Source organism: Streptomyces sp. NPDC058086 (assembly GCF_042885015.1).
Taxonomy (GTDB): domain Bacteria; phylum Actinomycetota; class Actinomycetes; order Streptomycetales; family Streptomycetaceae; genus Streptomyces.
Genome location: NZ_JBHVST010000069.1, coordinates 16,276 through 30,035 on the forward strand (window position 1 = coordinate 16,276; position 13,760 = coordinate 30,035).

At 69.0% G+C, this 13,760-nt stretch carries 8 protein-coding genes; 5 read left to right on the forward strand and 3 right to left on the reverse strand.

The features are described 5' to 3' along the window. Positions 1-654: 654 nt before the first annotated feature. Entirely contained in the window at positions 655-1,233 is a 579-nt protein-coding gene (locus ACFVWD_RS38395) for a GNAT family N-acetyltransferase (protein ID WP_389602637.1), read from the reverse strand. A 244-nt stretch (positions 1,234-1,477) separates the two neighbouring features. Between ACFVWD_RS38395 and secA the strand changes: the two genes are divergently transcribed. After that, the gene (gene secA / locus ACFVWD_RS38400; RefSeq protein ID WP_389602638.1) at positions 1,478-4,294 is read left to right on the forward strand and encodes a preprotein translocase subunit SecA; all 2,817 of its coding nucleotides are present in this window, start codon (positions 1,478-1,480) and stop codon (positions 4,292-4,294) included. Between the two features lie 143 nt (positions 4,295-4,437). Here the strand turns inward: secA and ACFVWD_RS38405 are convergent, their stop codons facing one another. Beyond that, the gene (locus ACFVWD_RS38405) at positions 4,438-5,013 is read right to left on the reverse strand and encodes an Rv3235 family protein (protein WP_389602639.1); all 576 of its coding nucleotides are present in this window, start codon (positions 5,011-5,013) and stop codon (positions 4,438-4,440) included. Between the two features lie 354 nt (positions 5,014-5,367). Here ACFVWD_RS38405 and ACFVWD_RS38410 point away from each other — a divergent pair, with 354 nt between their 5' ends. After that, on the forward strand, positions 5,368-5,883 hold the full coding sequence (locus ACFVWD_RS38410) for a DUF6912 family protein (RefSeq protein ID WP_054229599.1): 516 nt from the start codon (positions 5,368-5,370) through the stop codon (positions 5,881-5,883). Positions 5,884-5,929: 46 nt separating this feature from the next. Further along, entirely contained in the window at positions 5,930-6,601 is a 672-nt protein-coding gene (locus ACFVWD_RS38415) for an HAD family hydrolase (RefSeq protein WP_389602640.1), read from the forward strand. Positions 6,602-6,755: 154 nt separating this feature from the next. Here ACFVWD_RS38415 and ACFVWD_RS38420 read toward each other — a convergent pair whose 3' ends face one another. Then, complete coding sequence (locus ACFVWD_RS38420) at positions 6,756-7,322, reverse strand: DJ-1/PfpI family protein (RefSeq protein WP_168492169.1); 567 nt, start codon at positions 7,320-7,322, stop codon at positions 6,756-6,758. A 701-nt stretch (positions 7,323-8,023) separates the two neighbouring features. Here ACFVWD_RS38420 and ACFVWD_RS38425 point away from each other — a divergent pair. Then, the gene (locus ACFVWD_RS38425) at positions 8,024-12,964 is read left to right on the forward strand and encodes an NAD-glutamate dehydrogenase (protein ID WP_389602641.1); all 4,941 of its coding nucleotides are present in this window, start codon (positions 8,024-8,026) and stop codon (positions 12,962-12,964) included. 240 nt (positions 12,965-13,204) lie between these two features. After that, on the forward strand, positions 13,205-13,711 hold the full coding sequence (locus ACFVWD_RS38430) for a GtrA family protein (RefSeq protein ID WP_389602642.1): 507 nt from the start codon (positions 13,205-13,207) through the stop codon (positions 13,709-13,711). Positions 13,712-13,760 lie beyond the last annotated feature (49 nt).

Below are 13,760 nucleotides of genomic sequence, written 5' to 3' on the forward strand. Positions count from 1 at the left end.
GGGGCTGCCCCCTTGCACCCCAGCTGGGGGCTGCCCCTTTGCACCCCCGCCGGGGGCTGCGTCCCTGGACCCCGCCAAGAGCTGCGCCCCCGCACTTCTGGCGGGGCTGCCACTCCTGCACCTTGGCGGGCTGTGTCCTCCGACCTCTGTGGGGCTTCGCCCCCGCACCCCATCTGGACTGTGCCCTCCGACCTCTGTGGGGCTTCGCCCCCGCACCCCATCTGGACTGTGCCCTCCGACCCCTGTGGGGCTTCGCCCCCGCACCCCCGGTGGGGCCGCGGTCCTGGATCCCCGTGGTGAGGTTTCGTCTCCGGACTTCGTCAGGGGCTGTGTTTCCCGGACTGCGCCCGGGACTGTCGCCCCAGATCACTGCAGGTTTAGCCCCGCACCCCGCCGAGGGATGCGCCCCGGCACCCCACTGGGACTGTGCCTCTGGACTCCCGCAGGCTGTCGCCCTCGCATCCAACTGGGGCTGCCCTCCCGGATCACCGCAAGGCTTCGCCCACCCCGGCGGGGCTGCGGGGCGGGCCCCGCCAAGGCTGCGCCCCGGGTCCCCGCGGGGTTGCGCCCCTGGACCCTCCTGGGGCTGTCGTCTCGGACCGCCTCGGGCTGATGGGGTTTGGAGTTGACCTTGGTCTATACCGGAGGGGTGCTTTACGGGGTGGGGGGAGGGGCCGGCAAGTACGGGGCTGTTGATGGCAGGCCCAGGTCTGAGGGGAGTAGGGAACCGATCCAGCAGTCTCGGCGTACGCCCTTGTTGTTGAGGGCGGAGCGGAGGGTGCCTTCCAGGGTGAAGCCGGCGCGTTCGGCGACCGCGCGGGAGCCCTTGTTGCCGACCTCGGCGCGCCATTCCAGACGGTCGACGGCGAGGCTCGTGAAGGCCCAGCGGGCGGCGGTGAGGGTGGCCTCGGTGATGTAGCCGTAGCCGCGGTGCTCCTTGGCCGCCCAGAAGCCCACCTCGCCGACGCCCAGGGAACGCATGCTGATGGAGAGCATGCCCGCCAAGTCCCCCGACAGGAGGAAGGCACCGAAGGTGAACATGGAGCCGTCCGCCCAGCCGTCCGGCACCATCTGGTCCGTGAAGCCCGTCGCGTGCTCGCGGAGATAGGGCGAGGGGATCGTGGTCCAGCGCTGGATGTCGGGGTCCTGGACGGCTTCGTACACCGCGTCGGTGTCGTACGAGTCCACGGCGCGCAGGAGCAGCCGGTCGGTGGTGAGCGTGACGGGGTCCATCGGCCGATTCTGCTAGGGCCGCCGAAAGGGCGCCATTCCTTTGCGGCGAGTGACGATTCGGTTACTTTTCGCAGCGTGGGCACGGCACCTTCCGCAACCCCTGTCCGTTGTCCTAGTGGCTGTCACTGGCAGACCTCCCGACGCGGTGGGGTCCTCGCTTACGATGGCCGTTGCTCAAGCTGTGATTTGAATCTGACATTGAACCCGACCGTCCCAGGCCCGACCGGCAAGGAGACAAACCCCCGTGTCCGTCCTCTCGAAGATCATGCGTGCAGGCGAAGGCAAGATCCTGCGCAAGCTGCACCGCATCGCGGACCAGGTCAACTCCATCGAAGAGGACTTCGTCGACCTCTCCGACGCCGAGCTGCGCGCCCTCACTGATGAGTACAAGCAGCGGTATGCGGATGGGGAGAGCCTGGACGACCTGCTCCCCGAGGCCTTCGCCACCGTGCGTGAGGCCGCCAAGCGCGCCCTCGGTCAGCGTCACTACGACGTGCAGATGATGGGTGGCGCCGCGCTCCACCTCGGCTACGTCGCGGAGATGAAGACCGGCGAGGGCAAGACCCTCGTCGGCACGTTGCCCGCGTATCTGAACGCCCTCTCCGGAGACGGCGTTCACCTGATCACGGTCAACGACTACCTGGCCGAGCGCGACTCCGAGATGATGGGTCGCGTCCACAAGTTCCTGGGTCTGAGCGTCGGCTGCATCCTCGCCAACATGACGCCGGCCCAGCGCCGCGAGCAGTACGCGTGCGACATCACGTACGGCACGAACAACGAGTTCGGCTTCGACTACCTGCGCGACAACATGGCCTGGTCGCAGGACGAACTCGTCCAGCGGGGCCACAACTTCGCGATCGTCGACGAGGTCGACTCCATCCTCGTCGACGAGGCCCGTACGCCGCTCATCATCTCCGGCCCGGCCGACCAGGCCACCAAGTGGTACGGCGACTTCGCCAAGCTGGTCACCCGGCTGAAGAAGGGCGAGGCCGGCAACTCCCTCAAGGGCCTCGAGGAGACCGGGGACTACGAGGTCGACGAGAAGAAGCGCACCGTCGCCATCCATGAGCCCGGCGTCTCCAAGGTCGAGGACTGGCTGGGCATCGACAACCTGTACGAGTCGGTGAACACGCCGCTGGTGGGCTACCTGAACAACGCCATCAAGGCCAAGGAGCTCTTCAAGAAGGACAAGGACTACGTCGTCATCGACGGCGAAGTCATGATCGTCGACGAGCACACCGGCCGTATCCTCGCCGGCCGCCGCTACAACGAGGGCATGCACCAGGCGATCGAGGCGAAGGAAGGGGTGGACATCAAGGACGAGAACCAGACGCTCGCCACGATCACCCTGCAGAACTTCTTCCGCCTCTACAGCAAGCTCTCCGGCATGACCGGTACGGCGATGACCGAGGCCGCCGAGTTCCACCAGATCTACAAGCTCGGCGTCGTCCCGATCCCGACCAACAAGCCGATGGTCCGCAAGGACCAGTCGGACCTGATCTACCGCACCGAGGTCGCCAAGTTCGACGCGGTGGTCGACGACATCGCCGAGAAGCACGAGAAGGGCCAGCCGATCCTCGTCGGTACGACGTCGGTCGAGAAGTCCGAGTACCTTTCGCAGCAGCTCTCGAAGCGGGGCATCCAGCACGAGGTGCTGAACGCGAAGCAGCACGACCGTGAGGCCCCGATCATCGCCCAGGCCGGCCGCCGGGGCGCCGTGACCGTCGCCACGAACATGGCCGGCCGAGGCACGGACATCAAGCTCGGCGGAAACCCGGACGACCTCGCTGAGGCGGAGCTGCGTCAGCGTGGCCTCGACCCCGAGGAGCACATCGAGGAGTGGGCCGCAGCCCTCCCCGCCGCCCTGGAGAAGGCCGAGCAGGCCGTCAAGGCGGAGTTCGAAGAGGTCAAGGAGCTCGGCGGCCTCTATGTGCTGGGCACCGAGCGCCACGAGTCGCGTCGTATCGACAACCAGCTGCGCGGTCGTTCCGGCCGTCAGGGCGACCCGGGCGAGTCCCGCTTCTACCTGTCGCTCGGTGACGACCTGATGCGGCTGTTCAAGGCCCAGATGGTCGAGCGCGTGATGTCGATGGCCAACGTGCCGGACGACGTGCCGATCGAGAACAAGATGGTCACGCGCGCGATCGCCTCCGCCCAGTCGCAGGTCGAGCAGCAGAACTTCGAGACGCGCAAGAACGTTCTGAAGTACGACGAGGTGCTCAACCGGCAGCGCGAGGTCATCTACGGCGAGCGCCGCCGCGTCCTGGAGGGCGAGGACCTCCAGGATCAGATCCAGCACTTCACGGACGACACGATCGACGCCTACATCGCGGCCGAGACCGCCGAGGGCTTCGCCGAGGAGTGGGACGTGGACCGGCTGTGGGGCGCCTTCAAGCAGCTCTACCCGGTGAAGGTCACCGTCGACGAGCTGGAGGAGGCGGCCGGTGACCGTGCCGGTCTGACCGCCGAGTTCATCTCCGAGTCCATCAAGGACGACATCCACGAGCAGTACGCGGCCCGTGAGGAGCAGCTCGGCTCCGAGATCATGCGGGAGCTGGAGCGGCGGGTCGTCCTGTCGGTCCTCGACCGCAAGTGGCGCGAGCACCTCTACGAGATGGACTACCTCCAGGAGGGCATCGGCCTGCGCGCCATGGCGCAGAAGGACCCGCTGGTCGAGTACCAGCGCGAGGGCTTCGACATGTTCTCCGCCATGATGGACGGCATCAAGGAGGAGTCCGTCGGCTATCTGTTCAACCTGGAGGTCCAGGTCGAGCAGCAGGTCGAGGAGGTCCCGGTCGAGGACGCCGCGCCGTCGCTGGAGAAGAAGGAGGACGTCGTGCCCGCGGGTGCGCGTCCCGAGATCCGCGCCAAGGGGCTCGACGCCCCGCAGCGTCCCGACCGGCTGCACTTCTCCGCACCGACCGTGGACGGGGAGGGCGGCATCGTCGAGGGCGACTTCGCCAGCGACGACGACGAGCCCGTGCGTTCCGAGGCGGACGGCCTCACGCGCGCGGAGCGGCGCAAGCAGCAGAAGAGCAACGGGCGGCGCCGCAAGAAGTGACCGATCGGCTCGCGAGAGCTGACGAGAGCTGAGTGGTGGTGAAGGGCCGGGCACCTGTGGGTGTCCGGCCCTTTGCGTTGCTCAGCGCGGGTTCAGGGGCCCGCGGGAGTTTCCAGTGGGGCGTTCCGGGCCCCAGGAGCTGCTCAGTCGTCGTCCGGGCGGGGCATGCGGGGGCCGCCCAGTTCCACCGCCGTGCAGCGCCAGCGCAGGTCGGGGCCCTGTTCCAGGCGGAAGGCCATCGCGCGGAGCCGGTCGCCCGCGCCGATGCGGGCGAAGGCCTCGATCGCGCCGGGCCGTGGCACGTAGTAGCCGATGTCGCGGACGACCGGGCGGGTGCCGCGGGTGCGCAGGGGGCCGCGTTCGGCGAGCCAGGCCAGCTCGTCGTAAGCCCGGCCCGCGGTGTGGCGCAGCATGCAGTGGACGGGGCGTTGGCCGCTGAGCACGGCGAGGAGGCGGTCGGCGAAGAGGTCGGTGGGGCGGGGCTGCGGCGGCGGCGAGGACGGCGGTGACGGCCGCGGGTGGTCGACCGGTGGGGGCAGGAGGAGGGTGCGGGACGCGGCCTCCGCCGGGGGCGCCTGCGGTGGGCTGTCTCCCGGGGCCGGGCGGGGTGCGCCCGCGCCCGGGGTGCGCGGTGGTGTGGTGCCGGGGCGGCGGGTGTCGTGGCGGCCGGGTGGGCGGGTGCCCGGGCGGCGCTTCGTCCTGGTCATCACCTTGTTCATGCGTCGTCCCCGTTCATGCGTCGGCGCCGCTCGCCGCGACCGGTTGATACCGGGCGGTAACTTCGTGTTGGGGATCTTCTACGAGGCGGGAGCGGGCCCCCGCAAGGACGCCCTGCGCGCGCCGCGGCGGCCGGAAGGTTCACCTATCAGAGTGAGCGGGAGGGGTGGGAGGCCTGGCGGGGCAGGGATGCACCGGGTGAATCGCGGGCCGGGGGTGGACGCCGTACGGGGGAGGGACCGGGACCCGAAAGGGGACGCCCGCACGTATCCTGAAGGCCTTCCCGGGAGGCGCGGGACCGCCCTTCCGGGAGCCCTCCGACCCGGGAACCCTCCCGACTACGAAAGCGGCCAGTCATGCGCGTCTACGTCCCCCTGACCCTCTCCGGTCTCGCCGAGGCGTACAAGACGGGGGAGCTGGCGGCGGGACCGGTCGTCGCGTACGCCGTCACGCCCGCGTTGCGCGAGTGGTATCTCTCCGACGACATCGAGGAACTCGAGTACGCGGCGCTGAACCGGGCCGCGCTGGCCTCGCTGCGGCTGCTCGCGGGGGAGCCGGGCGCCGTGCGGCGGCGGGTGGTCGTCGCGGTCGACGTACCCGACCGGGCCGCGGTCGCCGATCCCGACCGGGGGCTCGATCCGGTGGCGCTCGGTGAGGTGCGGGTGTCGGGTCCCGTGGCCCTGTCCAAGGCGGCCGCGGTGCACGTGGACGCCGATGACGCCGGGGAGGATGTCTCGGCCGCCGTGGACGCGCTCGGGGCGGCCGATCACGGGGACGACGACGCGCAGTTCATCGTGGACGGGGCCGAGGACCACGAGTTGTTGTGGTTCGCGACGCAGGAGATTCCCAACCTGGTGGGGCTGGAGGACTGAGCCTGCGCCGAGGGGCGTTGTCAGTGCGGGCGGGTAGTTTCTTGGTATGGGGAAGCAGGGCGCAGCAGCGCACATCGTGTGGGACTGGAACGGGACGCTGTTCCACGACAACGCCGCGATCATCGGGGCGACGAACGCGGCGTTCGCCGAGTTGGGGTTGGAGCCGCTCACGCTGGAGCGGTACCGGGAGCTGTACTGCGTGCCGGTGCCGAAGTTCTACGAGCGGCTGATGGGACGGCTGCCGACCGATGCCGAATGGGTGGTCATGGACGAGACCTTCCATCGGTACTACGCGGAGCACCGCATCACGTGCGAGCTCACCGAGGGCGCGACGACGTTGCTCGCGGACTGGCGGTCGGCGGGGCGCAGCCAGTCGCTGTTGAGCATGTATGTGCATGAGGAACTGGTGCCGCTGGTCAGGGGGTTCGGGATCGAGCCGCACTTCGTGCGGGTGGAGGGGCGGGTCGGGCCCTCCGGCGGCAGCAAGGCCGAGCACATGGTGCGGCACATAGGTTCGCTCGCGGGCGTGGACCCGGGGCGCACGGTGGTGATCGGGGACGCCGCCGACGACGCGGTGGCCGCCCTGCACGTGGGGGCGCGGGCCGTGCTCTACACCGGCGGTTCGCACAGTCGCGCCAGCCTCGAAGGGGTCGGCGTACCCGTGGTGGACAGCCTGGAGGAGGCGGTCGAGGAGGCCGAGCGACTGATGGCGGCGTAGGCCTGTTGTTCGAGCTCGCTGAGCGGGGTGCGCGGCGGCGCCCGGGGTGTGCGGCGCCCCTCGCCGGCGCGGCAGCCGCGTACCCGGCGCAGATCTCGCCGGTGCTGAGCCGCGTACCCGGCTCGCACCTCCCACGTCACCGCCCCCGAGTCGTTCAGTCCACCGGCGCCTTCGTCCTCAGCACCGTGAGGAACTCGCGCATCCAGGCCGGGTGGTCCGGCCAGGCGCGGGCGGAGACGAGGGTGCCGTCGACCACCGCCTCCGCGTCCTGGAAGGTCGCTCCGGCGGCCTGCATGTCCAGTTCCAGCGCCGGGTAGGCGGTGACGCGGCGGCCGCGCAGGGCGTCGGCGGCGGCCGTGAGGAGCGGACCGTGGCAGATCTGGGCCACGGGCTTGTCGGCGTCGAAGAAGGACTTGAGGATCTTGCGGAGTTCGGGGTCGTTGCGGAGGTACTCGGGCGCGCGGCCGCCCGGGATCACCACGGCGGCGTACTGACCGGGGTCGACCTCCGAGAACGCGAGGTCGGCGGGCCAGGTGTAGCCGGGCTTCTCCGTGTACGTGTCGAAGCCGGGTTCGAAGTCGTGGACCACGAAGCGGAGCTGCTTGCGGGTGGGGGCCGCGATATGGACCTCGTAGCCCTCCTCGCGCAGGCGCTGGTAGGGGTACAGGACCTCCAGTGATTCCGCCGCGTCGCCGGTGACCATCAGGATCTTCGGTGTCATGTCGGTGCCGCTCCCTTCGGTGGAGCTTCGGTGGAGCTTCAGCGGGGCCCAGCGGTCCCAGCAGGTCCCAGCGGGGCCCAGCAGGTCCCAGCAGGTCCCAGCAGGTCCCAGCAGGTCCCAGCGGGACTTCAGAGGGGCTACAGCTCTATTCCGCCTCTGCCCCACCGTCCTCGTCAACGTGGTGCCGCAGGAGAGGGTTGCCGGATGACTGCACGTTCCCGTCCCTTTCGTCCCTGTGCATACTGTCAAAGTTCCACCCCCGGTTTTGTACACATACGGCTCATGACGGGCCCCGGGTAGGGAGCGATAGCCTGGTGGCGTGATCAGCGCGATATCTCGCGGGGGCCCAGTTGCCCCTGCCTCGCGCCCGGAGCGCACGGACGACATCCGTGACCGGGCGGCGATCGCTGATCTTCATGGGCGGGACGGAGCGGCGACCGCGGCAAGCACCAGCGGGAACGTGGACGCAAGCGGAATCGTGAGCGTGCTCCGTAGGCCGCGGACACCCCGGGGACGGACGACGCAGAGATCAGCGTCACAGTCGCCGCAGGTGCCGAGAATGGCCGATACCACCCCGCTCATCTCTCCATGCGGCATAGCGTCGGACCAGACCGGACACCCCGCGTCACGGCGTTACGTCGGAGAAGAGACCGTACTTCCTTCTACGTCACGCAACGGCGCGCGACAGGAGCCAGAGGACAATGCAGACCAAGCTGGACGAAGCCAAGGCCGAGCTGCTCGAGAGGGCTGCCCGGGTAGCTGAGAACAGCCCGGTCGGGGGGCACCTACCGACTGGGACGACGAGCGAGGGCACTCCGGACAAGGACACCGTGCTCGCGTTCCTCCAGCGCTACTACCTGCACACCGCCCCGGAGGACCTGACCGACCGCGACCCGGTCGATGTCTTCGGAGCCGCCTTCTCCCACTACCGACTGGCCGAGAACCGCCCCCAGGGCACGGCCAACGTCCGAGTGCACACGCCCACCGTCGAGGAGAACGGCTGGACCTGCAGCCACTCCGTCGTCGAGGTCGTGACCGACGACATGCCCTTCCTCGTCGACTCGGTCACCAACGAGCTGTCCCGGCAGGGCCGCGGCATCCACCTCGTCATCCACCCGCAGTTCGTCGTACGGCGCGATCTGACCGGCGAGCTCATCGAGGTGCTGCCCGGCCGGCCGACCATCGAGGATCTGCCGCACGACGCGCACGTCGAGTCCTGGATCCACGTCGAGATCGACCGTGAGACCGACCGTGCCGACCTGAAGCAGATCACCGCCGATCTGCTGCGTGTCCTGTCCGACGTCCGCGAGGCCGTCGAGGACTGGGAGAAGATGCGCGACGCCGCGCTGCGCATCGCGGAGGAACTGCCCACCGAGCCGACCGCCGACGACCTGCGTGACCTGGAGGTCGAGGAGGCCCGTGAGCTGCTGCGCTGGCTCTCGGACGACCACTTCACCTTCCTGGGGTTCCGCGAGTACGAGCTGCACGACGACGACTCGCTGGCCGCCGTCCCCGGCACCGGACTCGGCATCCTGCGCTCCGACCCGCAGCACGGCGGTGACGACAGTCACCCGGTCAGCCCGTCCTTCGAGCGGCTGCCCGCCGACGCCCGCGCCAAGGCCCGTGAGCACAAGCTGCTCGTCCTCACCAAGGCCAACAGCCGCGCCACCGTGCACCGGCCGTCCTACCTCGACTACATCGGTGTGAAGAAGTTCGACGCCGAGGGCAACGTCGTCGGTGAGCGGCGCTTCCTGGGCCTGTTCTCCTCGGCCGCGTACACCGAGTCCGTGCGCCGCGTCCCCGTGGTCCGCCGCAAGGTCGAGGAGGTCCTCAAGGGCGCGGGCTTCTCGCCCAACAGCCACGACGGCCGCGACCTGCTCCAGATCCTGGAGACCTACCCCCGCGACGAGCTCTTCCAGACGCCCGCCGACGAGCTGCGCTCCATCGTCACCAGCGTCCTCTACCTCCAGGAGCGGCGCCGGCTGCGCCTCTACCTGCGCCAGGACGAGTACGGCCGCTACTACTCGGCCCTCGTCTACCTCCCGCGCGACCGCTACACCACCGGAGTGCGCCTCAGGATCATCGACATCCTGAAGGAGGAGCTGAACGGCACCAGCGTCGACTTCACGGCCTGGAACACCGAGTCGATCCTCTCCCGGCTGCACTTCGTGGTCCGTGTCCCGCAGGGCACCGAGCTGGCGCAGCTCAGCGACGCCGACAAGGACAGGCTCGAGGTACGGCTCGTCGAGGCCGCCCGCTCCTGGGCCGACGGTTTCGCCGAGGCGCTGAACGCCGAGTGCGGCGAGGAGCGCGCGGCCGAGCTGCTGCGCCGCTACGGCAGCGCGTTCCCCGAGGGCTACAAGGCCGACCACACGCCGCGCGCCGCGGTCGCCGACCTGGTCCACCTGGAGAAGCTCACCCGCGACCGGAGTAAGGACTTCGCGCTCAGCCTGTACGAGCCGGTCGGTGCCGGTCCCGGCGAGCGCCGCTTCAAGATCTACCGCACCGGTGAGCAGGTCTCCCTGTCCGCGGTCCTGCCGGCCCTCAACCGCATGGGTGTCGAGGTCACCGACGAGCGCCCGTACGAGCTGCGCTGCTCGGACCGTACGACGGCCTGGATCTACGACTTCGGGCTGCGTCTGCCCAAGTCGCTGAACGGCAACGGCGACTACCTCGGCGACGACGGCCGTGAGCGCTTCCAGGAAGCCTTCGCCGCCACCTGGACCGGCGAGGCCGAGAACGACGGCTTCAACGCCCTCGTGCTGAGCGCCGGGCTGTCCTGGCGGCAGGCGATGGTGCTGCGCGCGTACGCCAAGTACCTGCGCCAGGCGGGCTCCACCTTCAGCCAGGACTACATGGAGGACACCCTCCGAAACAATGTCCACACCACGCGGCTGCTGGTCTCCCTCTTCGAGGCGCGGATGTCGCCGGAGCGCCAGCACGCGGGTGTCGAGCTGACCGACGCGCTGATGGAGGAGCTGGACGCCGCTCTCGACCAGGTGGCCAGCCTGGACGAGGACCGGATCCTGCGCTCCTTCCTCACCCTCATCAAGGCGACCCTGCGCACCAACTTCTTCCAGGAGGCGCTGGGCGGCAAGCCGCACGAGTACGTCTCCATGAAGTTCGACCCGCAGGCCATCCCGGACCTGCCGGCGCCGCGACCGGCGTACGAGATCTGGGTGTACTCGCCGAAGGTGGAGGGCGTGCACCTGCGCTTCGGCAAGGTCGCGCGCGGTGGTCTGCGCTGGTCCGACCGGCGCGAGGACTTCCGGACGGAGATCCTGGGCCTGGTCAAGGCACAGATGGTGAAGAACACCGTCATCGTGCCCGTCGGCGCCAAGGGCGGCTTCGTCGCCAAGCAGCTGCCCGACCCGTCCGTGGACCGCGACGCCTGGCTCGCGGAGGGCATCCGCAGCTACCGGACCTTCATCTCGGCGCTGCTCGACATCACCGACAACCTGGTCGCCGGTGCCGTCGTACCTCCGGTGGACGTGGTCCGGCACGACGGGGAGGACACCTATCTCGTCGTCGCCGCCGACAAGGGCACCGCGACCTTCTCCGACATCGCCAACGAGGTCGCCGAGAGCTACAACTTCTGGCTCGGGGACGCCTTCGCCTCCGGCGGCTCCGCCGGATACGACCACAAGAAGATGGGCATCACCGCGCGCGGTGCCTGGGAGTCCGTGAAGCGGCACTTCCGGGAGCTGGGCGTCAACACCCAGACCGAGGACTTCACCGTCGTCGGCGTCGGTGACATGTCCGGTGACGTGTTCGGCAACGGCATGCTGCTCTCCGAGCACATCCGCGTGGTCGCCGCCTTCGACCACCGGCACATCTTCCTCGACCCGACCCCGGACGCGGAGACCTCGTACGCCGAGCGCCGTCGTCTCTTCGAGCTGCCGCGCTCGTCCTGGGCCGACTACAACACCGAGCTGATCTCGGCCGGTGGCGGAGTCTTCCCGCGGACGGCCAAGGCGATCCCGGTCAACGCGCACGTCCGTGAGGCCCTCGGCATCGAGGCCGGTGTCATGAAGATGACCCCGGCCGACCTGATGAAGGCGATCCTGCAGGCGCCGGTCGACCTGCTGTGGAACGGCGGCATCGGTACGTACGTCAAGTCGTCCGCCGAGTCCCACGCGGACGTCGGCGACAAGGCCAACGACGCCATCCGCGTCGACGGCGCCGACCTGCGCGTCAAGGTCGTCGGCGAGGGCGGCAACCTCGGTCTGACCCAGCTGGGCCGGATCGAGTTCGCGCAGCACGGCGGCAAGATCAACACCGACGCCATCGACAACAGCGCGGGCGTGGACACCTCCGACCACGAGGTGAACATCAAGATCCTGCTCAACGCTGTCGTGAGCAACGGCGATCTGACGGTCAAGCAGCGCAACAAGCTGCTCGCCGAGATGACCGACGAGGTCGGCGCGCTGGTCCTGCGCAACAACTACGCGCAGAACGTGGCGATCGCCAACGCGCTTGCCCAGTCGCCGAGCATGCTCCACGCCCAGCAGCGCTTCCTGCGCTTCCTGGTCAGGGAGGGCCACCTCGACCGGGCGCTGGAGTTCCTGCCCAACGAGCGGCAGATCCGTGAGCGGCTCAACTCCGGGCAGGGCCTGACCGGTCCGGAGACGGCCGTGCTCCTCGCGTACACGAAGATCACCGTCGCCGACGAGCTGCTCGCCACCTCGCTGCCCGACGACCCGCACCTGCAGAAGCTGCTGTTCGCGTACTTCCCCACCGCGCTGCGCGAGAAGTTCCGCGAGCAGATCGAGGCGCACGCGCTGCGCCGCGAGATCGTGACGACCATTCTGGTCAACGACACGGTCAACACCGGTGGTACGAGCTTCCTGCACCGCCTCCGTGAGGAGACGGGCGCGTCCCTGGAGGAGATCGTCCGGGCGCAGACCGCGGCCCGCGCGATCTTCGAGTCGAGCAAGGTGTGGGACGCGGTGGAGGCGCTCGACAATGTCGTCGCCGCCGATGTCCAGACCAGGATCCGGCTGCACTCGCGCCGTCTCGTCGAGCGGGGCACGCGCTGGCTGCTCAACAACCGGCCGCAGCCGCTCCAGCTCGCCGAGAACATCTCCTTCTTCCGCGAGGGGGTCGCGCAGGTCTGGGGCGAGCTGCCCAAGCTGCTGCGCGGTGCGGACCTGGAGTGGTACCAGCAGATCTTCGAGGAGCTGGCGGGCGCCGGCGTCCCCGAGGAGCTCGCCACGCACGTGGCCGGGTTCTCCTCGGCCTTCCCGACGCTGGACATCGTCGCGGTGGCCGACCGCACGGGCAAGAACCCGATGTCCGTCGCCGAGGTCTACTACGACCTCGCCGACCGCCTGAACATCACCCAGCTCATGGACCGCATCATCGAGCTCCCGCGTGCCGACCGCTGGCAGTCCATGGCCCGCGCCTCGATCCGCGAGGACCTGTACGCGGCCCATGCGGCGCTCACCGCGGACGTGCTCGCCGTCGGCAACGGCACCTCGACCCCGGAGCAGCGCTTCAAGGCCTGGGAGGAGAAGAACGCCGCGATCCTGGGCCGCGCCCGCACCACCCTGGAGGAGATCCAGACCTCGGACTCGTTCGACCTGGCGAACCTTTCGGTGGCGATGCGCACGATGCGGACGCTCCTGCGGACGCACTCGTAGATGGCGCCGGTGCACTCGTAGGTCACCTCTGGGTGCGCTTGACTCACTGGTGAGTGCACTTGTTTCACTCGATCGGATGTACGTCGATGGGGGCAGCCCCGGCCGGGATGGCCGGGGCTGCCCCCATTTGTGCAGGTAGGCGCAAGCGTTTCGCCCGCCCTCTTGCCTCGCTCTTGCAGATCTCTCGGGAAAACCGGAACTGGAATTTACCTATTGCTGATAAAAGGGACAATTGTGACTGTGAACCTCTCCGAGGGGCGGGCCCGTGTAGGCCGGCAGGCCCCCGCACCGGCCCAGCCCGCACCTCCCGCCACTCCTCCCGGGGCGATCGAAAGGACCCGGCGGATCGTCCTCGAAGTGGTGAAGTTCGGGGCCGTCGGCGGTAGCGGTATCGCAGTCAACTTCCTGGTCTTCAACCTCCTCCTGCACGGCCTGAAGTGGGCCCCGATGGCCGCCACGGTCATCGCCAGCTGTGTCGCCATGGGCAGCAACTACCTCGGCTTCCGCTTCTTCGCCTACCGTGACCGGGCCTCGCGCACCCGACGCCAGATCGTCCTGTTCTTCGCCTTCAGCGGCATCGGTGTCATCATGGAGAGCGCGCTGTTCTACGTCGGCTACCACGGCCTGGGCATGGACACCCCGCTCGGCTCTAACCTGGCCAAGGCGCTGTCGATCGTGCTGGCCTCGGCGTTCCGTTTCCTGGTGTACCGCACCTGGGTGTTCGAACAGGTGAAACACAGCCGTTAGACAGTCACCCGCAACCCTTTGCTGGCGATCAGCATCTACCTAGGTGATA

Bases quoted from the DNA above. Each gene is read 5' to 3' on its own strand.
- ACFVWD_RS38405 (WP_389602639.1), bottom strand. From the start codon at position 5,013: ATGAACAAGGTGATGACCAGGACGAAGCGCCGCCCGGGCACCCGCCCA.
- ACFVWD_RS38410 (WP_054229599.1), top strand. From the start codon at position 5,368: ATGCGCGTCTACGTCCCCCTGACCCTCTCCGGTCTCGCCGAGGCGTAC.
- ACFVWD_RS38415 (WP_389602640.1), top strand. From the start codon at position 5,930: ATGGGGAAGCAGGGCGCAGCAGCGCACATCGTGTGGGACTGGAACGGG.
- ACFVWD_RS38420 (WP_168492169.1), bottom strand. From the start codon at position 7,322: ATGACACCGAAGATCCTGATGGTCACCGGCGACGCGGCGGAATCACTG.
- ACFVWD_RS38425 (WP_389602641.1), top strand. From the start codon at position 8,024: ATGCAGACCAAGCTGGACGAAGCCAAGGCCGAGCTGCTCGAGAGGGCT.
- ACFVWD_RS38395 (WP_389602637.1), bottom strand. From the start codon at position 1,233: ATGGACCCCGTCACGCTCACCACCGACCGGCTGCTCCTGCGCGCCGTG.